General features: G+C 54.5%; 21 protein-coding genes and 1 pseudogene. 18 read left to right on the plus strand and 4 right to left on the minus strand.

Going from position 1 to position 25,443, the window contains the following annotated elements:
• Positions 1-246: 246 nt before the first annotated feature.
• On the plus strand, positions 247-651 hold the full coding sequence (locus C4S74_RS15890) for a VOC family protein (protein WP_103996283.1): 405 nt from the start codon (positions 247-249) through the stop codon (positions 649-651).
• A gap of 92 nt (positions 652-743) precedes the next feature.
• Here the strand turns inward: C4S74_RS15890 and C4S74_RS15895 are convergent, their stop codons facing one another.
• Entirely contained in the window at positions 744-2,621 is a 1,878-nt protein-coding gene (locus C4S74_RS15895) for a bifunctional UDP-sugar hydrolase/5'-nucleotidase (RefSeq protein WP_103996284.1), read from the minus strand.
• A gap of 286 nt (positions 2,622-2,907) precedes the next feature.
• On the opposite strand from C4S74_RS15895, the gene C4S74_RS15900 reads away from it, so the two are divergent.
• From C4S74_RS15900 to C4S74_RS15920, 5 genes are all read left to right on the plus strand, one after another.
• Entirely contained in the window at positions 2,908-3,873 is a 966-nt protein-coding gene (locus C4S74_RS15900) for a sugar-binding transcriptional regulator (RefSeq protein WP_009671421.1), read from the plus strand.
• 76 nt (positions 3,874-3,949) lie between these two features.
• A complete protein-coding gene (locus C4S74_RS15905; protein ID WP_103996285.1) occupies positions 3,950-4,783 on the plus strand; it encodes a purine-nucleoside phosphorylase in 834 nt (277 codons plus the stop codon).
• A 273-nt stretch (positions 4,784-5,056) separates the two neighbouring features.
• A complete protein-coding gene (locus C4S74_RS15910; protein WP_181024443.1) occupies positions 5,057-6,370 on the plus strand; it encodes an amidohydrolase family protein in 1,314 nt (437 codons plus the stop codon).
• Positions 6,371-6,785: 415 nt separating this feature from the next.
• Positions 6,786-8,072, plus strand: a complete 1,287-nt coding sequence (locus tag C4S74_RS15915) for an NCS2 family permease (protein ID WP_103996287.1) — start codon at positions 6,786-6,788, stop codon at positions 8,070-8,072.
• Between the two features lie 494 nt (positions 8,073-8,566).
• On the plus strand, positions 8,567-9,247 hold the full coding sequence (locus C4S74_RS15920; RefSeq protein ID WP_103996288.1) for a 4'-phosphopantetheinyl transferase superfamily protein: 681 nt from the start codon (positions 8,567-8,569) through the stop codon (positions 9,245-9,247).
• On the opposite strand, the gene C4S74_RS15925 is transcribed toward C4S74_RS15920, so the two are convergent.
• The 3 genes from C4S74_RS15925 to C4S74_RS15935 form a co-directional block, all read right to left on the minus strand.
• Positions 9,210-10,202 (minus strand): DNA-3-methyladenine glycosylase, encoded by a 993-nt coding sequence (locus C4S74_RS15925; protein WP_103996289.1) that lies wholly within the window; start codon positions 10,200-10,202, stop codon positions 9,210-9,212. The two genes, C4S74_RS15920 and C4S74_RS15925, sit on opposite strands and share 38 nt — an antisense overlap.
• Complete coding sequence (locus tag C4S74_RS15930; RefSeq protein ID WP_103996290.1) at positions 10,162-10,728, minus strand: methylated-DNA--[protein]-cysteine S-methyltransferase; 567 nt, start codon at positions 10,726-10,728, stop codon at positions 10,162-10,164. The genes C4S74_RS15925 and C4S74_RS15930 overlap by 41 nt, the downstream gene beginning before the upstream one ends.
• A 179-nt stretch (positions 10,729-10,907) precedes the next feature.
• Positions 10,908-11,477, minus strand: a complete 570-nt coding sequence (locus C4S74_RS15935; RefSeq protein ID WP_103996291.1) for a bifunctional transcriptional activator/DNA repair enzyme AdaA — start codon at positions 11,475-11,477, stop codon at positions 10,908-10,910.
• Between the two features lie 226 nt (positions 11,478-11,703).
• On the opposite strand from C4S74_RS15935, the gene C4S74_RS15940 reads away from it, so the two are divergent.
• The 12 genes and pseudogenes from C4S74_RS15940 (at position 11,704) to C4S74_RS15995 (ending at position 25,297) form a co-directional block, all read left to right on the plus strand.
• Entirely contained in the window at positions 11,704-12,285 is a 582-nt protein-coding gene (locus C4S74_RS15940) for a TIGR00730 family Rossman fold protein (protein WP_103996292.1), read from the plus strand.
• 265 nt (positions 12,286-12,550) lie between these two features.
• Entirely contained in the window at positions 12,551-13,216 is a 666-nt protein-coding gene (gene deoC / locus C4S74_RS15945) for a deoxyribose-phosphate aldolase (protein WP_103996293.1), read from the plus strand.
• A 27-nt stretch (positions 13,217-13,243) separates the two neighbouring features.
• Entirely contained in the window at positions 13,244-13,645 is a 402-nt protein-coding gene (locus C4S74_RS15950) for a cytidine deaminase (RefSeq protein WP_009674813.1), read from the plus strand.
• 121 nt (positions 13,646-13,766) lie between these two features.
• Positions 13,767-14,945: a NupC/NupG family nucleoside CNT transporter gene (locus C4S74_RS15955; RefSeq protein ID WP_103996294.1), complete on the plus strand. Its 1,179-nt coding sequence runs from the start codon at positions 13,767-13,769 to the stop codon at positions 14,943-14,945.
• Between the two features lie 26 nt (positions 14,946-14,971).
• The gene (gene deoB / locus C4S74_RS15960; RefSeq protein WP_103996295.1) at positions 14,972-16,153 is read left to right on the plus strand and encodes a phosphopentomutase; all 1,182 of its coding nucleotides are present in this window, start codon (positions 14,972-14,974) and stop codon (positions 16,151-16,153) included.
• Between the two features lie 54 nt (positions 16,154-16,207).
• Entirely contained in the window at positions 16,208-16,915 is a 708-nt protein-coding gene (gene deoD / locus C4S74_RS15965) for a purine-nucleoside phosphorylase (RefSeq protein WP_103996296.1), read from the plus strand.
• A 193-nt stretch (positions 16,916-17,108) separates the two neighbouring features.
• Positions 17,109-18,410: a pyrimidine-nucleoside phosphorylase gene (locus C4S74_RS15970; RefSeq protein WP_103996297.1), complete on the plus strand. Its 1,302-nt coding sequence runs from the start codon at positions 17,109-17,111 to the stop codon at positions 18,408-18,410.
• Positions 18,411-18,743: 333 nt separating this feature from the next.
• Positions 18,744-19,337, plus strand: a complete 594-nt coding sequence (locus C4S74_RS15975) for a TetR/AcrR family transcriptional regulator (protein WP_103996298.1) — start codon at positions 18,744-18,746, stop codon at positions 19,335-19,337.
• A gap of 108 nt (positions 19,338-19,445) precedes the next feature.
• Positions 19,446-20,828: an MFS transporter gene (locus C4S74_RS15980; RefSeq protein ID WP_103996299.1), complete on the plus strand. Its 1,383-nt coding sequence runs from the start codon at positions 19,446-19,448 to the stop codon at positions 20,826-20,828.
• 281 nt (positions 20,829-21,109) lie between these two features.
• Positions 21,110-21,987 (plus strand): annotated as a pseudogene (locus C4S74_RS15985) (Virginiamycin B lyase).
• 351 nt (positions 21,988-22,338) lie between these two features.
• Positions 22,339-24,120, plus strand: a complete 1,782-nt coding sequence (locus C4S74_RS15990) for a hypothetical protein (RefSeq protein ID WP_103996300.1) — start codon at positions 22,339-22,341, stop codon at positions 24,118-24,120.
• Positions 24,121-24,262: 142 nt separating this feature from the next.
• Positions 24,263-25,297, plus strand: coding sequence for a hypothetical protein (locus tag C4S74_RS15995; RefSeq protein WP_103996301.1), 1,035 nt, complete (start codon positions 24,263-24,265; stop codon positions 25,295-25,297).
• Positions 25,298-25,443 lie beyond the last annotated feature (146 nt).

The following is a 25,443-nucleotide window of genomic DNA, read 5'->3' on the forward strand; positions in this document are numbered from 1 at the left end:
TAGAACCTAAACTATAGAACCTAAACCATAGAACCTAAACTGTAGAGCCTAAACCGTACAACCAAACCGTACAACCAAGACCTTACAACAAAAAACAAGCCGCCGTCCACAGCATACAGACGGCGGCTTGTTCCTCTTACCGGGATAAAACATTGCGGCGATCCGAAAGATGGATTACTATCGGGTTTGTGCACAACCTCTACACATACACACATTCAACAGCAGACGGCAAAGGAGAATCGCGTCATGTCCGCAAAAGTTATCCACCATATCTGCATTCAGACGAACTGTTATGAACAGTCACTGGCATTTTACCGGGATGCGCTCGGCTTTGAGGTGGTGCAGGAAACGCCCGATTTTCATACACGGGCTTATAATTCCTGGCTGCGCCTAGGCGAGTTCTATATCGAACTGCAAACCGGCAAGGCCGGTGAAGAGCTTCAACCGGTGAATACGAGTTTGCGGGGAATCGTTCATTTTTGTATATGGGTCGAAGATCTTGAAGAAGAGGTCCGCCGTTTGAAGAGTTTCGGAGCAGAGTTCAGGCTTAAGAACGGCCGGGAAATTTATACCGTAGAGAACGGCAAGCTGTGCAAGCTGACAGCACCCGAAGGAACGATCATCGAACTGAGGGATACGAAAGGGCTCTGACCGGTGAAAAAAGAAAGGCCCGCAGACGGGATATTCTGCGGGCCTTTTGCTTTTATAGCGTGCAGTTGACCGGTGCGGGTAGCGTGCCGCTCTTATTTTACTTCCACGATACGCCCTTCGACCTTCGGATTAACGGTTCCCTGCTTAATCAGGGCTTCTTCCACGACGTCGTAAAGCGTGAAGCCCGAGTTGAACACTTTCTTGTCCTTCATCATGGCATAGCCGTCACCGCCGGCCGCGATAAAGTCATTCGTAGCCAGCTTGTAGGTTTTATCCGGGTCAACCGGCTCGCCTTTCACCTTCAATTCAACCACTCTCTCGCCGGCAGGCTTGCTGCGGTTGTAGGTGAACGTCATGCCGCCGATTTGCGGGAAGCGTCCTTCGCCGCTCTCCACTTTGCTTACTCCGTTTTCGAGTGCCGCTTGCAGTTCGCTGCCTTTAAGCTCCAGGACGACAAGGGTGTTCGGGAACGGGAGCACGTCGTACAGATTTTTCTTCGAGATGTCTCCGGCGTTCACCTGGGTCCGGATACCGCCGCCGTTAATAAGCGCAATATCGGCTTCTTGTCCGCCGATCGTCTTCGTTTTGGCCAGCATGGCATCGGCGATGAGGTTGCCGAGATTGGTTTCTTTCGCGCGTACGAGGGTGCGTTCCCCGTCGAGCTGAACGTCGGTTTTGGCGATTTTCACATCGAGCTGCCCGTCAACACGGCCGACGATATCTTTGACCAGCTTGGCCATTTCGGCATCGGGCTGCACTTTCTCGTCGTACTCGATCAGGCCGCCGGTAAAACCGACAAGCTCCTTGTTGTAATAATACAAGTCCGCGCGGCCCATCGACTTGCCATATTCCCAGTCCTGCACGATGTAGGTGCCGTTTACGAGCTCCGGCTTCGTCAGTTGGGTGTGAGAGTGGCCGCCGATGATGAGGTCGATGCCGGGAACGGTCTTCGCCATCTCGCGGTCGACCTCGATGCCGTTATGGCAGACGACGATGACGTGATCGACTTTCTTTTTCAGCTCGGGAACAAGCTGCTTCGCTACTTCAATCGGGTCCTTGAACTCCAGCGCTTTCACGTTATCCGGATGTGTCACGATCGGTGTATCCGCGGTCGTAAAGCCGAGAATGGCGAATTTTTTGCCGCCGATTTCGGTATAATGCACGGGCTGGAGCAGCTCCGTGCCGTCTTCTTTTTTGAACACATTGGAAGAAATGATCGGGTGATCGACCATGCCTTTGAGCTTGAGCAGCTGCTCGTAGCCGAAATCGAATTCATGGTTGCCCGCCGCCTGCGCGTCGTAATTAAGGTAGTTCAGAAGCGGCACGATGGACTCGCCCTTGAACAGATTGGCGAAGACGGTTCCCTGGAAGGTGTCGCCCGCATCCATCAGCATGAAATTAGGGTTTTCCGCCCGCATTTCTTTCACGAGTGTTGCGATTTTGGCATAACCGAACTCTTTGAGCGATTTGTTTTCTTCGATATGTCCGTGAACATCATTGGTATGTCCGATCGTAATATGTAGGGTAATGGCCTGGCCGAGCGCCTGGAGAAAATCTTTCCGCGATACGGAGTCGGCATCTGCCGTCAGTTTGATGTCATAGCCGGCTTTTTTGGCGATTTCGGTAACGGCTGCGGCGCTTAGTACGGCGTCCGGCTTATTTACTTCCGCTTCGCTCAGGAGTCCCTGCTTTTTGGCCCAGGACAGGGAAGCCGAGGCCCAGTGGGAAATCGAAGCGTCCACCGTCAGGGAAGCTCCTTTGGAGCGGGCGAGAATAGTCGCAAGCTCCGCCGTCGAAACGCTGCGGTCCAGTGCCAGGCCGCCGCCTTCGTAGCCTTCGATGATCGCTTTCTTTTGCATCCAGTCGGTATGAGTGATCTGCGGTGCCGTCTGGGCGTAAATGGACGATGCAAGAATAGAAGAAATGATTGCGCTTACAGATATAGCCGAAACAAATTTGCCTTTGAACAAAAGAATTCCCCCTTAACAAAAGTAGACTCATTGTATCATGGGTCTTTCGGGGCAACAATAGAGGTATAGCGAACATAGTTTGTCAATTTGTGCACGGATGCCGCCGTAAACGCTCTCAAAAATGGTATAATGATAAGAAGTGCTTGTTTAATTTACGCTCATTTTCATTCATTTCCGGCCTGGATTGGATTGATTTTCATAAAAGGATGTTTTATACTCAGGGAGTGAAATGATGTTAGATTTATATTGAACATAATTTCATAATGCGAGGCAGGGAAAAGCTCCAATGGAAGATGAAAAGCTCAGAAAGATCATCGAGGTAGCCAAATTATACTACCAGCTCGACTATAATCAGAACCAGATCGCGCAAATGCTCGGCTTATCCCGTCCGACCGTGTCGCGTCTGCTGCAGCAGGCCAAGACGGAAGGAATTGTGAAAATCCACATCGCGGACCCTTCGGAAGATTGCGAAGCTCTTGCGGTTACCCTGCGGGAGAAGTTCCACTTGAAAAAAGCGGTCGTCGCTTTCGTGCCGACTTACGACGATGAAATCGTCAAGAAATTTATCGGCGAGGCGGCCGCGCAGTACTTGATGACGACGGTCAAAGACAAAGATATTATCGGGGCTTCGTGGGGAACCACGATGTACCAGGTGGCGGCAAACCTCCAGCAGAAGGGGCTGACGGATTCGCGCGTCGTGCAGCTGAACGGGGGCGTGAGCCATGCGGACATTACGATCTCTCCGTCCGAAATCATCTATCTGTTCAGCCGGGCGTTTCATGTCACGCCGTACTTCCTCTATCTGCCGGCTATCGTCGATCACAGTCTGGTCAAGCAGGCGATTCAGTCCGACCGGCATATCCGCCGCGTTCTGGATCTCGGAAAGCTGGCCAACATCGCGATCTTTACGGTGGGGCTGCCGGACGCCGAATCCGTGCTGATCCAGTCCAATTACATGACGGAGGAAGATTTGGAGATCATTCAGAGCAGAGCCGTGGGTGACATTTGCTCCCGTTATTTCGACGATAAAGGGCAGATCTGCCATACGAGCCTGAACGACCGCACCATCGGCATCGAGCTGGAGGATTTAAAGGAGAAAGAACAGGCGATTCTCGTAGCCGGCGGAATGAGAAAGGTAAACGCCATTTACGGCGCTCTTCGCGGCGGATATGCGAATACGCTTATCACCGACCAGATGACGGCCAAAGCGCTCATCGCCAAACATGACGGCGGGCAGACGGCAACAGCCTGACGGCGGGCCAGCAGGATAGGCGGCGCGCCCCAGCCGGGCTGTCTTGTACCGAACCAGACCAGGGGGACTTCACGAGATGACACAGACTTCACAGACTAACCACGTATCGCAGGCGGCTGCCTTTATTAAGGACAAGCTGACATTCACGCCGCAGGTCGGCCTTATTCTCGGTTCGGGTCTCGGCGTTCTTGCCGATGAGATCGAAAATCCGGTCGTGATTCCTTATCACGAGATTCCCGGGTTCCCGGTATCGACGGTGGAAGGGCATGCCGGACAACTCGTCTGCGGAATGCTCCAGGGCAAGCCGGTTGTCGCCATGCAGGGCCGCTTCCACTATTACGAGGGATACGCCATGAATAAGGTCGTTTTTCCCGTATTCGTCATGAAGCGGCTCGGCGTAAAGACGCTTCTTCTGACCAATGCCGCGGGCGGAGTAGACGTAAGCCTGGAGCCGGGGGATCTCATGCTGATTTCCGATCACATCAACCTGATGGCGTCCAATCCGCTGATCGGACCCAACGACGCGGAGCTCGGTCCGCGTTTTCCGGATATGTCGGAGGCTTATTCGAAAAGGCTGCGCGAAACGGCGCGCGAAACAGCCGGCTTCCTGAACATGAGCTTGAAGGAAGGCGTATACGCGGGCCTCACGGGCCCTTCCTACGAAACGCCTGCCGAAATCCGCATGGTGCGGGCGCTCGGCGGAGACGCGGTAGGCATGTCCACCGTGCCGGAGGCGATCGCCGCGAGCTACGCGGGGCTTGAAGTGCTGGGCATCTCCTGCATTTCCAACATGGCCGCGGGCATCCTGGAGCAGCCGCTTTCCCATGCGGAAGTCATGGAGACGACCGAGATGGTGCGCGCTAACTTCGTGGCGCTGATCAAAGGCATTATCGGCCGCAGCGACTTGTAGCGCCAGTCCGGCCGCCTGCCCGGTACCCTTAAGGAATCCTGGATTTTATGATCCAGGGTTCTTTTTTGCGCCCGGAAAAGGGAGTGGAACGTGCAGCAAGCAGGATGGAATAAATCAGAATGGACAAATGTAAAATAAATTTCAAATTAATATTTACATATGTTCACACCCTGCCTATAATAGGTGTAATGTATTCGGGTTTCACAGATACTACCCCTGACATAACGGCTTTGATGCTTTACCTTTTTCTACAACTTAGATAAGTCTGGAGAGATGGTTTTGAATACAGCTTATGTGAACGGTCACTTTTTTACGATGGATGAAAACAGCCGGCAGTACAAAAGCGGAATGATGGTCGTCGGCAGAGACGCGATCGATTATATCGGCGTCCATTCCGCAGAGCGGCTGGCCGCGGCGGACCGGGTCGTCGATCTGGGCGGCAAATGGGTCATGCCGGGCCTCGTCAATGTCCACTCTCATATCGTGATGACCATCCTCCGGGGAATCGGTGACGATATGCTGCTGAAGCCGTGGCTGGAGACGAAGATCTGGCCGATGGAGGCCAAGTTTACGCCGGAGATCGCGTCTGTCAGCACCCGGCTCGGCATTCTGGAGATGCTGAAGTCGGGCACGACGACGTTCTCGGATATGTTCAATCCGAACGGCATCGACCTGGACGGCATCATGCAGGAAATTGCCGATACGGGAATCCGCGGCGCCTTCTCGCATACGATTTTCAGCCTAGGCACCGAGCGACAGCAGCGGGATAATATCGCAAGCGCGGAGCGGTTTGCGAGAAATTACCGCACGTTCGCGGGCGGACGCCTGACGACGATGGCGGCGCCTCACAGCCCGTACGCGTGTACGCCCGAAGCGCTGGAGGAAAGCGCACGGATCGCGGCCGAGAACGGCCTGATGGTTCACATCCACGTCTCGGAGACGGATCTGGAGATCCGCGATATCGAGAGCCGCTATGGCGTGCGTCCCGTGGAGCACCTCCGCCGGCTAGGCGTGTTTGATCAGCCTACGGTGATGGCTCACGGGGTCGTTCTTAACGAGGAAGAACGGGCGATTCTTCATCAATACGATGTGCGGGTCGCCCATAATCCCATCAGCAACTTGAAGCTGGGATCGGGAGTGGCGGATGTTGCCGCGCTTCTCGAAGCGGGAGTCAAGGTCGGCATCGCCACGGACAGCACCGCCTCCAACAACAATCTCGACATGTTCGAGGAGATGAGGACGGCGGCCTTGCTGCAGAAGGGGATCTACAAAGACGCGAGCAAGCTTCCCGCGAAAACGGTGCTGGCTCTGGCGACGCGCGTCGGTGCCGAGGCTATCGGCATGGGGCATACGGGTTCGCTGGAGGCGGGGAAGAAGGCGGATTTCATCACCATCGATCCGTCGGATAAGCCGCACCTACAGCCGCTGAAGCAGGCGTTTTCGCATCTGCTCTATGCCGCAAGCGGACGTGACGTCTGCGATGTGTATGTCGGCGGAGCAGCGGTTGTCCGTGACGGAAGCTGCCTGACGATCGACGAGGAAAAGATCGTGGCGGAGGCCAATCGTCTGCAGGCTGAGCTGCAATAATCCGCTGCGCGGAAGGCGTGTAAGTGACGAAGACGAAGTCCAGTTATTAATGAAGCAATAATGAAACAAACATGTGAACCCAAATGGCCGAAAAAAACGGCCGCAGCGTTCGGAGGCCGTATGATTGACCGCCGATATGCGCGGCTTTCCGTACCGCGCAAAGCCTCCCGGCGCGTTGCCCGGCATCGCATGACAGTCGTCTGCCACGCCGCTGCGCGGTCAGCATGCCTGGTGCGTTAAGCGACCACGGCGGACGGCGTTTTTCCACGACAGAAGATCACTAGCGATAAGCCGGCTGCGCGTACGCGCAGCGGGCAGGCGTTATTTTCATAGAGCAGGTACAATTTACGGTTATATCCGGGTTTAGTCAAGCTCGGTATAATGGGCGGGTCCGGGGCAGAGTGGAGGAATAAGAATGATTCGGGGTCTTAACCGGTATTTTCAATTGGAGGCTCACGGGACGACGTGGAAAAGAGAGCTGATGGCGGGCCTTACCTCGTTCTTTACGAGTGCGTATATTATGCTCGTCAATCCCCTCATCCTGCAGGATACGGGAATGCCGCTGAGCGCCGGGGTACTTGCGACCATCGCGGCGACCGTTATCGGCAGTCTGATGATGGCCCTGTGGGCGAATGCGCCCATCATCGTCATCCCCGGCATGGGGCTTAACGCGTTCTTTACCTACACGATCGTCCAGTCGCTCGGACTTTCCTGGCAGCAGGCGCTTGGCGTTGTCGTCGTGTCGGGTGTTATTTTCCTGCTTGCGAGCGTGTCTTCCTTCGGCAGCAAAATTTTGTCGGCGGTACCCGCTTCGCTGAAGCACGGGATTACCGCCGGAATCGGCCTTATGCTTACGTTTATCGGCCTGCAGAAAGGCCAGATCGTCCAGCCCGATTCCGTTAACTACGTGGCGCTCGGAAATTTTACGAGTCCGGTTACGCTTGCGACGCTTATCGGGCTTGCGGTCACCTTCATGCTGTTCGTCCGCAATATAAAAGGAAGCCTGCTGATCGGAATCGGTTTTACCAGCGTCCTGACGCTCGTACTTGCGGGCAGGGGAGATGCCGCGGGCAAAGCGGTCGATCTTCAAGCCTACGGCCAGGTACTGGGAGCCGCCGATTTCAGCGTGATGCAGATACCGTTCTGGATCGCGGTGTTTTCCATGACGATGATCGTCCTGTTCGAGAACATGGGGCTGCTCAGCGGCATGCTGCCGGACAAGGAAAAGTTCCCGAAAGCTTACCGGGTCGTGGCGGTGTCCACGATTGTATCCGGCTTCTTCGGGACCAGCCCGACCATCGCTTCAGCCGAGAGCACCTCCGGTATTTCGGAAGGCGGCCGGACAGGTATCCCACCGCTCGTAACGGCGGTCTTGTTCCTGCTCTCCGCCTTGGCGCTGCCCGTTATCGGACTCATTCCCGGCAATGCCGTCGCGCCGGTGCTCATTATTATCGGAGCGCTGATGATGATGAGCGTGAAGGACATTCCGTTCAACGATTTTTCGGAATATTTGCCCGCGTTTCTTATCGTGGTGTGCATCCCGCTGACGTCCAGCATCGCCGACGGTCTCGCTTTCGGCTTTATCGCATATCCGCTTACGAAGGTGGCTATCGGCCAGTGGAGGAAATGTTCGCCTCTGCTTTACGCGATTGCGGCGCTCTTTGTCCTAAACTTTGTGGCCTCTTCCGTTTTCGTTCATTAAACGGGGGAGCCCCTGCATCGCGAAAGAGGAGATTCCGCACTGCGTCCAGCTCCTGGCATGGGGCTTGGCATCCTGTGACACGAGGCGGCCAAGGAGCATAGAGGCTTCACGCTTGCAAAGCCGATTTCCCGGACGAGAAGCGCTGCGTCGCTAAAAGGACTCCCCAAAAAAGCCTGACGATACTTGGTATCGCCAGGCTTTTCTTGTATGCGAAGAAGCTTTCCGGGCGCGGAACCGGGCCGCAGGGCATAGGGCGCTGCCGATCGCATCCGACCGCATCCGCCGATCGCGGTCATGCGGCTCCCCGCTACGCGCCAAGAGAAGTCACGGGGAGCATTTTATCCGTCCCGCATAAAAGAGATGCAGAACGTAGGGGAATGCCCCACAACAGCTCCTCCTTTTGGTACAATAAGGAAGAAAAGGACGGGTGATTTTGCAATACACGCCCTGTCTGCCACGGTTAAACCGACAACTTCGATTATTGGGGATATAAAATGGATATTTATGCGATAAACCTGCGTTTGGACGACAAAGAAACGGTGCAGCATGCGGACCGGCTGATGGTCCATCTGTCCGAGGAGAAGCGGGCCAAGGCCCAGAAGTTTTACCGCCAAGAGGACCGTATAAGGGCGGTTGCCGCGGACGCTCTCGCGAGATGGTGCCTGTGCCGGAGATTGGCGGCAGTTAACCCGGAGCTGCGCTTCGGGACGAATGACTACGGCAAGCCGCACTTGACCGCACCCCGTACCGGCGTCCATTACAACGTGACGCATTCGGGCTGCTGGGTCGCGGCGGCCGTTGCGGAAGCGGAAGTCGGCATCGACGTGGAACAGATCCACCAGGTGGATCTGGATATTGCCGAACGATTCTTTTCCGCCGCGGAGAAGCAAGATCTCTTCAGCCTTCCTCCAGAGGAGCGGCTGGATTATTTCTTCGATCTGTGGACGCTCAAAGAAAGCTACATCAAAGCGGTCGGCAAGGGCTTGTCGATCCCGCTGGACTCTTTTTCCATCCGCAGGAGAGGGAAGGGAATGTTCGGGCTGGAGCCGCAGCCGACCCATGTTTTCAGGCAGTATGAGATTGACGGTCCTTACAAATTGTCCGTTTGCTCGACTTTGGATACTTTTCCGGGTCACGTTACGTTTTTGCGCCTGGAGGATCTGGTGTTTCAATAGAAAGAGAACCTTCCGGCATGAGGCTTCTCCATAGATAAAATACCGCATAAGCCTCCCATCCCCGCCAGGGAGCGAAAAGGCGCCGGATCTCTTCGAGAGCCGGCTTTTGCGTGCGGTGCAGCAGCAGCTTCAGCGCATTATGAAGCCCGGCGTCCCCGATAGGGAAGGCGGCCGGGTTCCTCAGGCAGCGCATCAGCACGTAATGCGCGGTCCACGGGCCGATGCCGCGTATGGCGAGCAGGGTGTGCTCGGCGTCCTCATAGGAACCGGAGGCGAGGAGTGCTTCTTTGGACAGGGTGCCGCTGTCCATCAGACCCGCCACATGAAGGATATACTCGGCCTTCTTGCCGGTGAACTGGAGCTGCCTCAGCTCCTCAACGGTCACGCCGGCCAGGTCGCCCGGTTTCGGGAACAGCCAGTACGAGCGGTCATCCACGACCAGCTTCCTGCCGTAATTCTCCACAAGCCTGCGCTTGAGCGTATAAGCGAACGTCAAATTAATCTGCTGCCCGGCGATTGCCCAGCACAGGGCCTCGAACAGATGCGGCACGCCGATGATGCGGAGCCCGAAATACCTGGAGGCAAGCGGCCCGAGCAAAGGATCGGACTGAGCCATCGCGTAGAAGGGCGTCATATCCCGGGCAAGGTCCAGCCATTCCGCGGTGTAGGCCACGGCTTCCCGGACGGCGTCCGGACTGGCGGGCGGGCCTTGGACAAACCGGAGCTGGAGCCTGCCGGGACACGGTTCGCTGATTTCGGTCGGAAGCAGTTCTTTCCCCGCTTCGAGCAGCTTATAGATGCGGCCGTTCTCCACGCTGTGAAGGCATTCCAGAGGGGAACGCGTCAGGTACAGGAGCGTTTCCGCGTAGCTGAACGCCGCCGGCGTTTCGATTTGCGCGATTCCCGTATGTTCGTCAAAACTGAAAACGGGCGTGTCCTTTTGCCGTGTAGTCATGGAATCCCTCCAGTCTGAGCAACTCTTCTTTAACCTGAAGGCCTCCTCTGAAACCGGTAAGCGCCGCATTCTTGCCGATAACGCGGTGGCAGGGGACGATGATGGGAACGGGATTGGCTCCGTTGGCCGTACCGACCGCTCTTACGGCTGCGGGACTGCCTACGCTTGCCGCAATGTCGGAGTAGCTGCGCGTTTCCCCGAATGGGATTTCGGCAAGAGCTTTCCAGACCGAAATCTGAAAAGCCGTTCCCCGCATATCGAGCGGAACGTCGAATTGCTGCCGGGTCCCTTCGAGATATTCTTTCAGTTGAAGGAGATATGGGGCCATCTGTTCTTCGTCTTCAATCAGCACGGCGCCGGGAATCTGCCTGGCGGCCCAGCTTTTCAAGGTGTCCAGACTCTCGGTCGGCCACGTAATGCGGCACAATCCCCGGTCTGTGGCGGCTATATATAAAGGCCGGTTCCGGAAAAGGGGATGCACCAGGGCCGCCCAATAAATTTCGGTTGTCGCCGAAAGAGTGTTCATTTTGTTTGCCTCCTGTTTGTCTCGGTTTGTTTTGGTTTGAACGGAATTGAACTGAATTGAATTGAACGGAATTGAATGGAATTGAATTGAGCCGAACCGAACCGAATTTATTTGAAATAAATTAACTTAAGCTGATTTAAATTGAATTGTCTATACTTCACTTTGGCAGCGGTTCTCACTCAGGAATTCCGGGCATTCCGTTCCCTGTATTCATTCGGCGTACAGCCGGCGGTTTTATGAAAGACGGCGGAGAAATGGGAAGCGCTGCGGAAGCCTACCGATGCCGCGATTTCGCCAATGGCTTGTTCGCTCCCGGACAGCCGCCGCTCCGCCTCCTCCATGCGGGTAAGAAGCAGCTGGCGCGAGGGACTGATTCCGGTCGTCCGTTTGAACGTGCGCTGCAGATGATAAGGGCTCATGTTCAGCTCGGAAGCAAGCCCATGCAGCGTCAAATTTTCGCCGTAGCGGGTGCGGATCACATCTAGTACGGTTTCCGCCAGTTCCGCGTCGGGTCCGTGGGGACTCGGGTTCTCGGGCTTGCACCTTTTACAGGGACGAAACCCGGCTGCCAGAGCTCCTTCGATACTTTCGTAAACCTTTACGTTTTCGGGCCTCGGAGTCCGCGACCGGCAGGAGGGCCTGCAAAATATGCCCGTAGACGTAATGCCCACATAATACTGCCCGTCATGGCGGGTATCTCTGCTTAAAATCGTCTCATAGACGGATTTGAAAATAGTGTCTTCGTTCATCCGTTAACCGCACCTCCTTCTCTACCCATTATAAACTTCCGCCCGGTGCTTGATAATAGGAGTGAAATAGGACAGCAAAAATTCGCTAAGACCCGGAATGCGCGAGAATATGAACGCAAAAGGAAGAGAGAAGCCTTGCACGGACGTGCTGCCCGGTTTTCCTGAGCTTCGCTTTCCACTATAATAAAGGAAGATTTTGTACAAAAAGGATGGAGGAGATCAGACAATGAAACGCATAGCGGTTTTCTGCGGATCGAGCAACGGGGCATCGGAGGTCTACAGGGAAGGAGCCGTGAGGCTTGGGCGCGAGCTCGCGGAGCGGGGGCTGGCCCTTGTGTACGGAGGCGCCAGTGTCGGGTTGATGGGGGCCGTGGCCGATGCGGTTCTGGAAGCCGGCGGCGAAGTCATCGGAGTTATCCCGAAAATGCTGGAAAACCGGGAAATTTCCCATCACGGGCTGACGGAACTGATCGTTGTCGAATCCATGCATGAGCGCAAAGCGAAGATGGCGGACCTTGCGGACGGATTTATGGCACTTCCGGGAGGCCCGGGCACGCTGGAGGAGTTTGTGGAAATTTATACGTGGGGACAACTCGGGCTTCACCGCAAGCCGTTCGGGCTGGTTAATCTCAATCGGTATTACGATCCCCTCGTCGCTCTCTTCGACCGGATGAATCAGGAGCAGTTTATGCAGGACAAATACCGCTCGATGGTTCTGGTGAACGAAGACCCGGCCAAACTGCTGGAAGAGTTCGCTTCCTATGAAGCTCCGGAAGTCAAAACGTACATAAAAAACGAACAGACCTGAAATTTCAGACATTCTAAGTAAAATGTGACGAAAAGAAGCATACTAGAGTCGGTTACGGTCTTCTTGGGAAAGAAGACTGTAAGGGCTCTTTTTTATGTTCGGAAAAAGAGCGGAATAAGCCCCTGAGACACAAAAATGACATGAACATAATTTTACGATGTGTTTTACATATGTTCACGTGTGTGCTATTATGAAGGCATGGAATTCCTACACACACTGTCTTTTTTACAGGGCATGACAACTCATAATCAAGGAGTGTAAACACATGAGCATAGCCGGAATGATCGATCACACGCTGCTTCGCGCAGACGCCACAAAGCCTGAAATCACGAAGCTGACGGAAGAGGCGAAGAAGTACGGATTCGCGTCCGTCTGCGTAAATCCGACCTGGGTCGTTTATGCGGCCGAACAGCTTGCGGGAACGCCCGTGAAAGTTTGTACGGTCATCGGATTCCCTCTGGGTGCTACGACATCTGCCGTGAAAGCGTTTGAAACGAAGGATGCGATTGCAAACGGAGCCGGAGAAGTCGACATGGTCATCAACATCGGCGCCTTGAAAGCCGGAGACGATACGCTGGTGGAAAACGACATCAGAGCTGTTGTCGAAGCTGCCGCGGGCAAAGCCCTCGTTAAAGTTATCATTGAAACCAGCCTTCTTACGGACGAGGAAAAAGTGCGCGCAAGCGAGCTGGCGGTTAAAGCGGGAGCGGACTTCGTGAAGACGTCCACCGGGTTCTCGACGGGTGGAGCGACACCTGCGGATGTAGCGCTGATGCGCAAAACCGTCGGTCCCGACGTAGGCGTCAAAGCATCGGGCGGCGTACGCAGCCTCGAAGACATGAACGGCATGATCGAAGCCGGAGCAACCCGCATCGGAGCGAGCTCGGGCGTGAAAATCATGGAAGGCGGCCAGTCCGCTTCTTCTTATTAAACCCTGACCTTCAAGGAGGACGGATCCATGAAAGACCAGCTGATTCAGGAAGCGATTGAAGCCCGCAAGCAGGCCTATGTGCCTTATTCGGGCTTCCAGGTCGGAGCGGCCGTGCTCACGGGCGGGAAGGTTTACCGGGGATGCAACGTTGAGAATGCATCCTACGGTTTAACCAACTGCGCGGAGCGGACGGCTATTTTCAAAGCAGTTTCGGAAGGCGAAGGCGGGCACAAGCTTGAAGCGATCGCCATCGTGGCGGACACGGAAGGACCGGTATCGCCATGCGGCGCATGCAGGCAGGTTATCGCCGAATTCAGCGACCGGAACACGAAGATTTACTTGACCAATCTTCACGGCAATACCGAAGAATGGACAATCGATCGGCTGCTCCCTGGAGCTTTTCAAGCCGACGATATGGAAAAAAAGTAAAATTGGTTATGAAACTTCTTCTTGCAAATTGAATGTAAGCGCTTAATAGATTTTCAGGTTCAGAGACCGGCATCCGCATCGAATGTGCTGATGCCGAGCAACCATTGGGGGAAACACTAACATGAAATATTTAGTTGCTATTCTGGGCGTGCTTGTCGTGTTCGGGCTTACTTACGCCGCCAGCAACAACCGTCACAAAATCCGGTACCGTCCGCTGTTCGTCATGATCGCCCTTCAGGTGGTCCTGGCATTCGCTCTTCTGAATACGAGCGCGGGCGAATTTCTGATCCGCGGCTTCGCGAGTGTATTCGAATCGCTTCTCGCTTACGCGTCCGAGGGGATCAATTTTGTGTTCGGCGGCATCGCGAACGACAAGACGTCTCCGTTCTTCCTGAACGTGCTGCTTCCTATCGTATTCATTTCCGCATTGATCGGGATTTTGCAGTATACTAAAATCTTGCCGTTTATCGTGAAATACATCGGTCTGGTGCTCAGTAAGGTCAACGGAATGGGCAAGCTTGAATCTTACAACGCCGTGGCGTCCGCGATTCTGGGCCAATCGGAAGTATTCATTTCGGTGAAGAAGCAGATCGGCCTGCTGCCGAAACACCGCCTGTACACGCTTTGCGCATCGGCCATGTCCACGGTTTCGATGTCCATCGTCGGAGCTTACATGCAAATGATCGAGCCGAAGTTTGTCGTAACGGCGCTGGTGTTGAACCTGTTCGGCGGTTTTATTATCTCGTCGATTCTTAACCCTTACGTGGTTACGAAGGAAGAAGATATTCTTGAAGTCCAAGAAGAAGAGAAGCAGTCTTTCTTCGAAATGCTGGGAGAATATATTCTCGACGGTTTTAAAGTCGCTATCATCGTGGCGGCCATGCTGATCGGTTTCGTGGCCCTGATTGCCTTGATCAACGGTATTTTCAACGGCATTTTCGGCATCTCGTTCCAGTCTCTGCTCGGGTACATTTTCGCTCCGTTCGCGTTTGTAATGGGCGTGCCTTGGGCCGAAGCGGTCGAAGCCGGAAGCATCATGGCAACCAAGATGGTCTCCAACGAGTTCGTCGCCATGCTCGACCTTGCCAAGCATACGACGATGTCCCCGCGGACCGTCGGAATCGTCTCGGTATTCCTCGTTTCCTTCGCGAACTTCTCCTCCATCGGGATCATCGCCGGTGCGGTCAAAGGGCTTCACGAAAAGCAGGGCAACGTTGTGGCCCGTTTTGGTTTAAAATTACTGTATGGAGCTACATTGGTCAGCGTCCTGTCGGCTACGATTGCGGGGCTGTTCCTGTAAGCTGAATAGGAAAGGAAGCGTGAAACATGACTATGTTTAAACGGATTCACCTGATTGTGCTGGACTCGGTCGGTATCGGCGAAGCGCCGGATGCCGCTAAATTCGACGACTTCGATGTCAATACCCTCGGACATATCGCCCGGGAGAGGGGCGGCCTCAACATGCCGAACATGGCCAAGCTGGGCCTATCCAATATCAGCCCGATCGAAGGCGTGCCTGCGGCGGACAAGCCGCTGGCTTACTTTACGAAGATGCAGGAAGCGTCGAACGGGAAAGATACGATGACCGGACACTGGGAAATCATGGGCCTGAATATCGAGACTCCTTTTCGGGTGTTTCCGGACGGCTTCCCGGATGAGCTGATCGGGCGCATCGAAGAGAAGACCGGCCGCAAAGTGATCGGCAATAAGCCGGCCAGCGGCACCGAAATCATCGACGAGCTCGGCGAAGAGCACGTGAAAACCGGCGCGCTTATCATTTACACGTCCGCGGACTCCGTGCTGCAGATTGCCGCCCACGAAGACGTGGTGCCGCTTAAGGAGCTTTACGAAATTTGCGAGTTCTGCCGCGAAATTACGCTTGAAGATCCGTACATGCTGGGCCGCATCATCGCCCGCCCGTTCGTCGGCGAAGCCGGAAGCTTCAAACGGACGGCCAACCGTCACGATTACGCCTTGAAGCCTTTCGGCCGCACCACGATGAACGAGCTGAAAGACAAAGGCTTCGACGTGATCGCACTCGGCAAAATCTCCGACATCTACGATGGCGAAGGCGTTACGAAAGCGGTCCGGACCGTCTCCAACATGGACGGCATGGACAAGCTGGTGGACACGCTCGGCGAGTCCTTCACCGGACTCAGCTTCCTGAACCTCGTCGATTTCGACGCCCTCTTCGGCCACCGCCGTGATCCGCAAGGATACGGACAAGCGCTGGAGGAGTACGACGCCCGCCTGCCGGAAGTGTTCGCCAAATTGACGGACGAGGATCTGCTGATCGTCACGGCCGACCACGGCAACGATCCGACCTATCGCGGAACGGACCATACACGCGAATACGTGCCGCTGGTCGTTTACTCGCCGCGTTTTGCGGATGGCGGCAAAGAGCTGCCGCTGCGCCGCACGTTCGCCGATATCGGCGCTACCGTAGCGGACAACTTCGGCGTCACGCTGCCCGCCCACGGCACAAGCTTCTTGGCGGACTTGAAATAAACCGGGACGATAAACCGTCCCTTCTATCCTTATTCATAACGGAGGTACACGTTCATGAGCGTTCATATTGGTGCAAAACCCGGCGATATCGCCGAAACGATCCTGCTTCCGGGCGACCCGCTGAGAGCGAAGTACATTGCGGAAACTTACTTGTCCGACGTAATCTGCTACAACGAAGTCCGCGGCATGCTGGGCTTCACCGGAACGTATCAGGGCAAGCGGGTTTCGGTGCAGGGATCGGGCATGGGGATTCCGTCGATCAGTATTTACGTCAACGAGCTGATCAGCCAGTACGGCGTCAAAAACCTGTTCCGCGTCGGCACGTGCGGAGCGATGCAGGAGCATGTCCGCGTCCGCGATGTGATCCTGGCTCAGGCGTCCTGCACGGATTCTAGCGCGAACCGCCACGTTTTCGGCGGCTTCGACTACTCTCCGATCGCGAGCTTCCCGCTGCTTAAAGCCGCTTATGAGCGCGGCGTAGAGAAGGGGCTTAAGCTTCATGTCGGCAACATCTTCAGCTCCGACATCTTCTACCGTGACGAGAAGACAGTCGTACAGAAGCTGATGGATTACGGTGTGCTGGGCGTGGAGATGGAGACGACAGCACTATATACCCTTGCGGCCAAATTCGGCGCGAACGCTCTGACAATTCTGACCGTCAGCGATCACCTTCTGACAGGCGAGGAAACCTCTTCGGAAGAGCGTCAGACTACTTTCAACGAGATGATGGAAGTGGCTTTAGATACGGCGATTTCGCTGTAAAAAAGCCGCAGGCGGGAAGGTTTGTGACACAGGTATCTCTGATACAAGACGGATATACCACGCAAGTAGGCAGCACAGACAAGACAGTTAGACAAGACAGACAAGACGGATAAACGGGACACAGGTTTGACCGGTTACCCCGTGAACAGGAATTAGTTAAGAGTACTTACTGGTGAAGCGAGGAGAAAAGACGATGAGAATGGTCGATTTGATTGCGAAGAAGCGTGACGGCAAGGAACTGACGACGGAAGAAATCAACTTTATTATCGAAGGCTACACGAAAGGCGATATTCCGGACTATCAGGTCAGCGCACTGGCGATGGCGATTTACTTCAAGGATATGACGGCGCGCGAGCGGGCCGATCTGACGATGGCAATCGTCAACTCCGGCGAAACGATTGATCTGTCCGCCATCGAAGGGGTTAAGGTAGACAAGCACTCCACGGGCGGAGTGGGCGACACGACGACCCTGGTGCTGGCTCCTCTCGTAGCGGCGCTCGATATTCCCGTTGCGAAAATGTCCGGACGCGGCCTGGGCCACACCGGCGGCACGATCGACAAGCTGGAAGCGATCGAAGGCTTCCACGTGGAGATTTCCAAGGATGAGTTCGTAAGCCTGGTGAACGAGCACAAAATCGCCGTGATCGGGCAGACCGGCAACCTGACGCCTGCCGACAAGAAGCTGTACGCTCTTCGCGACGTAACGGCGACCGTAGATTCCATCGCGCTTATCGCCAGCTCTATCATGAGCAAGAAAATCGCCGCAGGCTCCGACGCTATCGTGCTCGACGTCAAAACGGGCGCAGGCGCGTTTATGAAAACGCCCGAGGACGCGAAAGAACTGGCGCACGCCATGGTCAGCATCGGAAACAACGTGGGCCGCAAGACGATGGCCGTTATTTCCGATATGAGCCAGCCGCTCGGCGCCGCCATCGGCAACGCGCTGGAAGTGCGGGAGGCGATCGATACGCTTCGCGGCCAAGGGCCGAAGGATCTGGAGGATCTCTGCCTCGCCCTGGGAAGACAAATGGTCTTCCTGGCAAACAAAGCTTCTTCCCTGGAAGAAGCGGAGGAGAAGCTGAAGGAAGTGATCCGCAACGGCAAGGCGCTGGAGAAATTCAAGGAATTCATCGCCAACCAGGGCGGGGACGCGTCGGTCGTGGACGATCCCGAGAAGCTGCCTAAAGCGAAGTATCTTATCGAGGTCCCGGCGCGCGAGGACGGTATCGTAGCCGAAATCGTCGCCGATGAAATCGGTACGGCGGCTATGCTGCTCGGAGCCGGACGCGCCACGAAGGAATCGGAGATCGATCTGGCCGTCGGCCTTATGCTGAATAAGAAGATCGGCGAAAATGTAAAAGCGGGCGAATCCCTCGTAACGATCCACGCCAACCGTGAAAACGTGGACGATGTGATCGCTATGATTTACGAAAACATCCGTATCGCCGACCACGCTGAAGCGCCAGTCCTCATTCACGACATCGTAACCGAATAGGACCCGCAAGTGCCGGTGTTTCACAGAAATTACGGCTTGAAAAACGGTCCTTCGCCGGACCGCCGGCCGAACAAACCGCCGCATCCTTTTTGATGCGGCGGTTTTTTGTGCCCGTACGAGTGAACCGGGGCACTCGGTCACAGGTGCGGCGCAGCGCGGTTTTTGAGCGCATTCGAATGTAAACCACGGAAAGGCCGTTTCATATTTCAAGGTTGACAGCAAATGGAAAGGGGAATAGAATGAACGAAATGATAGTGAGTACTAACACACATGAATGAACGATTCATTCGTTTTTCATAACGGGAGTAACACGGACAGAGGAGGAGGCAGAGTATGAGCGGCTCATCTTCAAGCAGTTCAGACAAACTGCTGCTGGCAGCCATTGATCTTATAGCGGATAAGGGCTACAAATGCGTCACGACCAAAGAGATCGCCGCGGCCGCCGGGCTGAGTGAAATGACGCTTTTCCGCCATTTCGGAAGCAAGCAGAATTTGCTCGAATCCGCTTTCGACCGGTTTCATTACGCCGGGGAGATGCGGAAGCTTTTTGCGGAAAAGCTGGTTTGGGAGCTGGAAACGGATCTTCTTCTGATCAGCCGAACTTACCACGATATCATGAACCGCAACCGCAAAATGATCCAGATCAGCCTGAAAGAATCGGTCAGTCTGCCGGGTTTTCGGGAAAAGACACAGAGACATCCCCGCCAGTTAAGAGAGTTTTTGACCGAGTATTTCGTGAAGATGGCGGAGCGGGGAAAAATGGTCTCGGCGAATCCCGAGCTCCATGCGGTCTCGTTCATGTGGATGAATTACGGCGCGTTTATGAATAACCGGGACGGTTGGGGAGAGGGGACGTTCGCCGACATCCCGCTCGACGATTTTATCCGGGAAAGCGTAAAGGTGTTCGTCAAGGCGCTGACTCCCTAGTTTTTTTTCGCCCGATATGTTAGCAAGTACAAACATTCATAACTTTTACAATTAACGAGGTTAACTGAAATATTCGGATATCATTTGCGCTCTGAGGAGGCGAAAGCTGTGTCAACCGCTGTACAAAAAACAACCGGCGATAAACTTATGCGGGTTCTGGCGTTCACTCTGGTCATTTCGGTCATGAACGCCTCTATCTTCAACATTGTGCTGCCGCAGATCAGTGCAGAGTTTCAACTGAATTCGGCCCAGGTCAGCTGGGTGGCTTCCATTTACATGCTGGTTTATGCCATCGGATCGGTCATTTACGGCAAGCTCGCGGATAAATATCCGTTAAAACGGCTTATCACGTTCGGACTGATCGTTTTTGCGCTCGGGTCCGTTATCGGCCTGTCGGCCTCCGCCTATTGGATGGTCATTCTGGCAAGAGGATTCCAGGCTATGGGGTCCTCGGTCATTCCGGCCGCCGCGATGATTATCCCGATCCGATTTTTTCCGCCGGAAACCCGGGGCCGAGCCTTGGGCATCTCGGCTATCGGCATGGCGCTCGGCAATGCGCTCGGACCTGTGCTGTCGGGCCTGATCATGAGCGTAGCGGACTGGCGCTGGTTGTTCTGCCTGTCCCTGCTCACGCTGGTGACGCTGCCGTCTTACCGCAAATTGCTGGATGACAAGCGCGGCACGGCCGGTAAAATCGATGCGTGGGGCGGCGCTCTGCTGGCGGGAACCGTCAGCCTGCTGCTGCTGAGCATCACGAACGGCGGCTGGATTACCGTCATCAGCGGAATTGTGCTGCTGGGACTTTTTATTCTCCGCATATTGAAGGCGGAGGAGCCTTTTATCCAGCCCCGGCTGTTTTTGAACAAACATTACGTAACGGGCCTGGTCGTTTCCCTGATTATCGTAGGCCTCGGTTTTTCCTTATCGTTCCTGATCCCTCAGCTCATGTCGCACGTGAATCATATCGAGCCCGGTATGATCGGCTTTATGATGGTGCCGGGAGCGGCCGCATCCGCAATGATGGGTCTCAGAGGCGGCAGGCTGGCGGATGAGAAGGGTAATTCCTTTCTCGTGTATCTCGCGTCCTTCCTGCTGTTTATCAGCTTTGTCCTGCTGTCCTCCTTGTCCGGCGCTCTGCCCGTGGTGGTGTCGGCTCTGCTCATCTTCGGCAACGTGGGAATGACGTTCATGCAGATTGCGCTGTCCAACACCATTTCGCGGTCACTGGACAGAGACCAGGCCGGCGTGGGGATGGGACTCATGGCCATGATGAATTTTATCGGGATCGCGTCCTCGTCGGCTATTTACAGCAAGCTTCTGGATAACGGGGCGACGGTAACGTGGAATCCCTTTAATCTGTACCAAGGAGCTTCCGTGTACAGCAACATATATTTGGGGCTTGCCGTCCTCGTTCTTGCGGCGGCCGGTATTTACTTCTACCGGTTCGGCAAAGCTCCGGCAAATGCGTCTCCCAGAAAAGCGGAAGCTTAACAGCCTGCTCGGCAGTGGTGAACAAACCGGAATTAGCCCTTTAGGGTGTGATTCCGGTTTTTTTTGTGTTCAGCCCCGAGTGGCTGATCCCCTTTCGTGTGACGTTAAGCACCCCGCGCCGGGAATTTTGCACGGTTTATACCGTGAGCAGAACATAAGAAAAAACGGCTGAATCTGTTTTTTAGCTGACCCTGCTCTTGCGGAAAACGGTATAGTGGAGAAAAAGCATCTAAACAGCTTATGCAAAACGACGCCTATCATGTTTAGGAGGAGGTACTTCTATGTCTTATGCGTTTGAGGAATTTGCACTCCCGGATAAGGATTCGGGTCCGTACGGTTTGACGTACGGCAAAGACGGAGCGGTCTGGTTTACAGAGCAGATAGGAAACCGGATCGGCCGTATGACTCCCGATGGCCGGTAACCGCGGAAGAAGCGGGGCTCTCTGCCATTCTATCGGCAGAGGACGGTACTTTGTGGTTCAGCGGGTATAAAGCCGGTATAATCGGGCGGATCAGCTTGTCGGGCGAGCTTACGGAATACCCGCTGCCCGCCGCGGGTTCAGGGCCGTTCGGTCTTGCCGAGGGACCGGACGGAGCCATTTGGTTCACGGAATTGACGGGAAATAAAATCGGACGGATCAGACCGGACGGGACGATTACCGAATTCGAACTGCCTCTGCCCGGCTCGTTTCCTTCTTTTATCGCACGGGGATCAGACGGAGCGATGTGGTTTACGGAAAATCAGGGCAATCGCATCGGCCGCATTACGACCGCGGGGGAGATAACCGGGTATCCGCTTCCGTCCGGAAAGGCGGGGCCGGTAGGTATTACGGGAGGCCCTGACGGCGCCCTGTGGTTTGTCGAGATTAACGGGAGCCGGATCGGGACGATTTCGACAGATGGCGTGATCACCGAGTATCCTCTTCCCGATCCGGGAGCAAAGCCGCATGCGATTACAGCCGGCACAAACGGGGATTTGTGGTTTACGGAATGGGGAAGTAACAAAATCGGCCGGATCACTACCGACGGTCAAATCTCCGAATATGCGATTCCCAGAGAGATAGCGGAACCGCACGGGCTTGCCGTCGGCCCTGACGGCGCCGTCTGGTTTGCACAGGAGAGCGGCCAGATCGGCCGGCTAACGGTCCGTTCGTTCTAAATTCTCCAGAACGAAACGTTTGGCAACAGGAGATCACTGCGCGTAAGCGGTGGTCTCTTTTTTTGCTGCCGGAATAAGGTTGGAAGCCTCGGAATTCGGGCTGGTTATGGGCTGGATTTTTTTATAAAAAGGTTTGTGATTATGGAATTTTTTTACTGCAATTCTGCTTGTATCCTATGGTTTAATGAAGAGAGCTGACAAAATGAGCCTTTTTTCTCACATCCGGGTCCTGTTCTGGAGGCAGCCGATTGCTAAACCCGTCTAACTTGATAGAACGCTTTTGGGAGCGGGAACAGTGATGCGGAGTTTATAGGAAATAACGGGTCCATCCATCATTTGCGGAGGTTTATCATGAAAAACATATGGATACGAAATCTGCTTGCGTTCTCGCTTTTGGCCGGAACCGCATATACATCGTTCTTACCCCCGGCTGCTGCGGCGCAGTCATTGGGGATTCACACCGCCGTTCACGGCTATACCGTACAGTCCGGCACGATAAGTGATGCGGGCGGGATGACTTCGGGCGGGTCTCTATTGGCGGACGGTATGATTATCGCGTCACCCGACAAGGAAGAGAATGTGAATCATATAGGGCTGAAGGAGCTCGGAATTTTTGCGGGTATTATTCTCGTTATCTATCAGTCAATCCGGGTCATCCGGCAGCGGAAAAAGAAGGAAAAGCTGCTCCGGGAAGCACAATCTTATTCCATGGATCTGTACCGGGACAGCGAGCGCCTCGGGCTGCTGGCCGATCTGTACAAAGGGCCTTCCGCAGAGAAGCGGATCCGTCCCGTAGAAGCCGAGTTAGCGGATGTTTCTACCATTCTGGATGAGATGACGGCCATGATCTCGGGCATCAAAATTTCTTTTATCGGAAATGTAAAAACGATGGAAGAAACGATGGGCGAATGCCGGATGCTTTTGAGGCAGTATCAGGGAGTATACGGCAGCCTGAAAGGGAGCATCGACAGGCTCTGCGAGCTGGAGAAACAGAACGATAAGGTCGTTTCGGAGCTTCAAGCGAAAATAGATTCCCTTCTGACCCGGGCGAAAGAGCGCTCGGCCGCCTACCGGGTAGATGATCTGGAAGAGGAACTGCTCGGCCTGCAAAAGCGGATCGGGATCATCGACCGGGAGCAGATGAGCGATTTTATTGACGTGCAGGAGCATCTTGCGCCGGAACGCGGCCAGCTCGCCGAAATCGAACGGCTGCTTGCGGAGCTGCCTGAGCTGCATAACCGGCAGCAGAAATTCAAAGGACAGATCGGCAGCGCCCGGGATGACGTGAACCGTTCCATACGCGAGCACGGACTGGATTCCTCGGACTTGACTTCCTTTGGAAGCCTGGATCGAGCGGAGGCGCTTTCGGCCGCTATGCTGGACGCCCTTAACGCGGGCAGAATCCGGGAAGCGGAGCGCCTTTCTTCCGACGTGACGGGTCTGATCAAGCATTCGGTTACCGCGGCGGGAGAACTGGCGGAGCTGAGGGAAAGCCTGAACAAGACGCTGCGGCTTCTGAAAAGCGGCATGCGCGAGCTGGATTATCCCGAGCCGGCCTTTAAGGAAGAGCTGAAGCGGGTAAAAGCGTATTTTGCGGAATCCGTCTGGTCGTTTATGCGCGGCGAATTCGATCAATTCACGGTCTTGTACCGTGAAATTACTCATAAGCTTCCCGAGGTGGAGAACCTGCTGTCGGAAGGACGTTTTAACGAAGGCGGCAAAAAACTCATCGCCTTGATGGAGCAGTACGAGCTGGCCGAAAAGAAACATGCCCGCCTGCAGGTGTATGAATCGGCCAATAAGGAACTGAACGCTCTCAGGGAGCGCGTGCATGCCTGCTGGATGGATTTTCAGGAAACGGTATCGTATATTTCCTCGGAAGATCTGGAAGAAGCGCTGCATTCCCGGGATCTCGGCGATTTGAAATACAAAATTCACGAGCAGAAGGACTTGATCGAACGCCGCATGAGCAGTCCTCCCGTCCAGCTTGACCGAATCAAGCGGGATGCGGAAGCGATGGCCGCCAATGTCCAGGCTTATAACGCGCGTGTCGAGCAAATCGCCGACCAGCAGGAAGAGTACGAGGATGAAGAGGAAAGTAAAAGTGTTGTGATCAACGTGAATTTTAAATAGGTTTGCGGGCAGACGGTGGACGGTTGCTGTGACGGAGCTATTCTGCTGCCCGAAAGACCGCCGCTTCTAACAGTGCAAAAGAAGGCGGCAGAAGAAGCCCGTATCAATCCGTGCCTATTTCCGCGCCCGGAAACAGCGAGTTGTGAAGCCGATGACGGGGCAGAAAGGAAGTAACATGTCTATTCTAGGAAAAATTTTATTCTGGGCGTTTGTTATTATGATTCTATTTTTAACCATGGGTTTTATTCTGCTCGTAATCGATAAACGAAAATTAACACATAAAGCGAGTGAACTCGAAGGTGAACTTTTTCATATGGAGGCGAAGATCCTGCCTCTTACGGAGTTATACAAAGGCCGTGCAACGGAAAAAAATCTGAGGCCGGTTAAAGGCGAATTACAAGCAGCCTGGGAAAATCTCGAAGACCTGAGAAAACGAATAGCAACCATTTTTACGCACAAAGATTCCAATAATCGTATACAAGTGATTAGGGAAGACATGGCTGCCTTCGAAAAAAGCTGTCACTCTCTTAAAGAAAAGATAGAAAAGCTGATCGCCATGGAACATGAGAATGAAAGCATCCTTTTACAGCTCCAGACAAAGGGAAATCAGTTAATGAAGCGTCTTGAAGCATTGTCAGACAGCTATCAACTTGCAGAAGTCCAGAAAGGACTGGCCGCCCAGCTGGCATTAATCGAAGCCATCGACGATAAACAGCTGACTGATCTGATCAATGTACACGATACGCTTTTGCCGATCCGTACACAAATGGACGAAATCGAAACCCTTCTCGATACACTCCCCCCTCTGTCCGAAATAAGAGAAGGTCAATCGGGAGAAGAGATCGAAGATCAGGTCGAAGCGGTGCGTGCTCAGATGGAAAAGGCGATGCGGGCGTCCGGGCTGAAAAAGGAAAAAGAGCCGCGGGAGAGCAAAGATGACTCGCAGACCTCGCAAACCTCTTCGGTACACGTAACAAGGCAAGCTTCTGCGGAGCCGATTGATCTGGATGAAGTGAAAAGATTGATGGACCAGGGGCTTGTGTTCGATGCCATTCATCGTATGGCGGAAAGTCTTGGTCCGACTGTTACAACCCGGCAAGATGTCCAAGTGAAGGTAGTAGTTTCTTCGGAACAGCAGGAATCCAAAAAGCCCAAGCGCGGCAAGAAGAGCGGCTAGGAGAACCACGGGAATGGTCGAGTCCGTAGGAAGCCGATGTTGGGAGGTGGAAAGTCGTTTTCGCACCCCCGCGATGGAGCTTCGCTCGTTGCAAAAGCGAAGACGCGGGCAATCTCCCTTACCCTACAAAAGTAAAACCGTTCCAA

The organism is Paenibacillus sp. UNC499MF, assembly GCF_900107975.1.
Taxonomy (GTDB): Bacteria; Bacillota; Bacilli; order Paenibacillales; family NBRC-103111; genus Paenibacillus_F.

Coding starts and splice junctions, on each gene's coding strand:
- C4S74_RS15955 (WP_103996294.1), top strand. CDS start 13,767: ATGAAATATTTAGTTGCTATTCTGGGCGTGCTTGTCGTGTTCGGGCTT.
- C4S74_RS15925 (WP_103996289.1), bottom strand. CDS start 10,202: ATGACTACACGGCAAAAGGACACGCCCGTTTTCAGTTTTGACGAACAT.
- C4S74_RS15915 (WP_103996287.1), top strand. CDS start 6,786: ATGATTCGGGGTCTTAACCGGTATTTTCAATTGGAGGCTCACGGGACG.
- C4S74_RS15970 (WP_103996297.1), top strand. CDS start 17,109: ATGAGAATGGTCGATTTGATTGCGAAGAAGCGTGACGGCAAGGAACTG.
- C4S74_RS15950 (WP_009674813.1), top strand. CDS start 13,244: ATGAAAGACCAGCTGATTCAGGAAGCGATTGAAGCCCGCAAGCAGGCC.
- deoD (WP_103996296.1), top strand. CDS start 16,208: ATGAGCGTTCATATTGGTGCAAAACCCGGCGATATCGCCGAAACGATC.
- C4S74_RS15940 (WP_103996292.1), top strand. CDS start 11,704: ATGAAACGCATAGCGGTTTTCTGCGGATCGAGCAACGGGGCATCGGAG.
- deoB (WP_103996295.1), top strand. CDS start 14,972: ATGACTATGTTTAAACGGATTCACCTGATTGTGCTGGACTCGGTCGGT.
- C4S74_RS15905 (WP_103996285.1), top strand. CDS start 3,950: ATGACACAGACTTCACAGACTAACCACGTATCGCAGGCGGCTGCCTTT.
- C4S74_RS15975 (WP_103996298.1), top strand. CDS start 18,744: ATGAGCGGCTCATCTTCAAGCAGTTCAGACAAACTGCTGCTGGCAGCC.
- C4S74_RS15900 (WP_009671421.1), top strand. CDS start 2,908: ATGGAAGATGAAAAGCTCAGAAAGATCATCGAGGTAGCCAAATTATAC.
- C4S74_RS15890 (WP_103996283.1), top strand. CDS start 247: ATGTCCGCAAAAGTTATCCACCATATCTGCATTCAGACGAACTGTTAT.
- C4S74_RS15990 (WP_103996300.1), top strand. CDS start 22,339: ATGAAAAACATATGGATACGAAATCTGCTTGCGTTCTCGCTTTTGGCC.
- C4S74_RS15910 (WP_181024443.1), top strand. CDS start 5,057: ATGGTTTTGAATACAGCTTATGTGAACGGTCACTTTTTTACGATGGAT.
- C4S74_RS15920 (WP_103996288.1), top strand. CDS start 8,567: ATGGATATTTATGCGATAAACCTGCGTTTGGACGACAAAGAAACGGTG.
- deoC (WP_103996293.1), top strand. CDS start 12,551: ATGAGCATAGCCGGAATGATCGATCACACGCTGCTTCGCGCAGACGCC.
- C4S74_RS15930 (WP_103996290.1), bottom strand. CDS start 10,728: ATGAACACTCTTTCGGCGACAACCGAAATTTATTGGGCGGCCCTGGTG.
- C4S74_RS15935 (WP_103996291.1), bottom strand. CDS start 11,477: ATGAACGAAGACACTATTTTCAAATCCGTCTATGAGACGATTTTAAGC.